This is a genomic window from Gordonibacter pamelaeae 7-10-1-b (assembly GCF_000210055.1).
GTDB classification, from domain to species: Bacteria; Actinomycetota; Coriobacteriia; order Coriobacteriales; family Eggerthellaceae; genus Gordonibacter; species Gordonibacter pamelaeae.
Map to the genome: position 1 here is coordinate 2,878,918 of NC_021021.1, position 1,686 is coordinate 2,880,603.

Genomic DNA, 1,686 nt, shown 5'->3' on the forward strand with positions numbered 1-1,686 from the left:
CGGAACAGCACGTAGCAGTCCACGGGCGCCTCCGGCTGCGTGGCGCCGTCCCGGCCTTCCACCCCGGAGGCGGCGGACTCGTTGCCGACGGGCTCCACGGGCCTACTCCCCCAGCATTTCCACGAACGCGCCCACGCGCGTGCGCAGCTGCTCGGCGTCGTTGTCGGTGTAGTCGGTTTCCAGCGCCAGGCAGGGGATTCCCTCGGCCTCGAGCGCGGCGGCCAGGCTCGGCTTCTCCACGTCGTAGAGCGTGCAGAACTTCAGGTTTGCATCGATCACGCCGTCCACGTGGTACTCGCGCGCCATGCGCACCACGTCGGCGATGCGGCCGGGGTTCGGCGTGAAGCAGGCGCAGTTGTTCTTCATGTAGCGCTCGGAGAGGGCCTGGAACTGGCCTTCCAGCGTGTCGGCGGACTCGTCCACCAGGTTCTCGAAGTAGCGCGTGCCCGTGCACATCTCCTCGCACACCACGGCCGCGCCGCTCGTCTCGATGATATGGTGCAGCTTCCAGTTTGGGATGGCCAGCGGCGTGCCCGTGACCAGGATGCGCTTCGTGCCCGCCGGGAACACGCTCACGCCGTCGACGATGCGCTGCTCCAGCTCGTCGGCCAGCTTGTTCGCCATCTCGGCGCAGCGGGCCGGGTCGTCGAAGAAGGCGATCTGCATCATGAGCAGGGCATCCTTACCGCTGATGGGTATGCAGCCCTCGGCCTTGCGCGCCTCGAACACGCGCGCGAGCGCGCGGCGCTTGTCGTTGATCAGCCTGATGGCCGCGCCCAGGGCCTCGGGCGTGAGCGCGCGCCCGGTGACGCTTTCCACCTCGTGCGCGAAGTCGGCGATCTCGCCCGTCCACTTCTCGATGTCCTTGGGGCGCTTCATCTGCGGCATGTCCATGACGTAGGTGCGCTTGTCGGCGCCGAGTATCTCGTAGGCCTTCTTCTTGCCGTCGCACGTGGTCTCCCCCACGTACATATCCGCCACGCTGAAGTAGGGGCAGGTCTTGCCGAAGTGCGCGCCGAGCGACGCCTTCACCAGCGGGCACATGTCGCTGGGCAGCACCTTCTCGCCCTCGGGCACCCAGAACTGCGAGCCGCCGCACAGGCCGGTCACGGCGCCGCCGCAGGCCACCACCACCTCGTCGGGCACGAACACGCAGAACGTGCCGAACACCTTGCCGCCCTCTTTCTGCAGCTCGATGAGCTCGGCGGGGCGCACGCCGTGTATCTCGGATACCACGAAGTCGTAGAAGGCCATGTTCTCGGGACGGTTCTCCTGGGAGAGGTACGTGTCGCCGAAGGCGGCGGGCAGCACGGCGCACAGCTGGTCGTGCGTCTCCAGGTCCATGTCCAAATCGGTCCACATCTGGCGGTAGTCGGTCATAGGGGCAATCCTCCTCGCAGGGGCCTGCGTCTTGTCTTCTCGTCTGGTTGGGGCCGTGCCCGGGCAGGCGGAAACGCCGCCGGGAACGGCGGTGCAGAACAAGCGGGCGCGGTGGCAGAGGCGCGCCCGCCGGCTTCCCTTGAAGCGCGGTGGGTGGACGGCGATGCGGCCCCGATGCAGAAGGGGGACGCGCCTTTGGCAGAAGGTGCGCGTCCGGAGGGCGGGCTGCCGTCGGAAACCAGTATAGCGCAGGGGCCCGCCCCGCGCGGGACGATCATGATCCGCTCGGTCAGATGTCGCCCGAGC

At 68.1% G+C, this 1,686-nt stretch carries 1 protein-coding gene; it reads right to left on the reverse strand.

Annotation, left to right across the window (positions count from 1 at the left end):
• Nucleotides 1-102: 102 nt before the first annotated feature.
• Complete coding sequence (locus GPA_RS19430; RefSeq protein ID WP_015540195.1) at nt 103-1,380, reverse strand: double-cubane-cluster-containing anaerobic reductase; 1,278 nt, start codon at nt 1,378-1,380, stop codon at nt 103-105.
• Between the last annotated feature and the right edge of the window lie 306 nt (nt 1,381-1,686).

What these genes read in the sequence shown, in the direction of transcription:
- GPA_RS19430 (WP_015540195.1), bottom strand. Translation starts at nt 1,380, where the DNA reads ATGACCGACTACCGCCAGATGTGGACCGATTTGGACATGGACCTGGAG.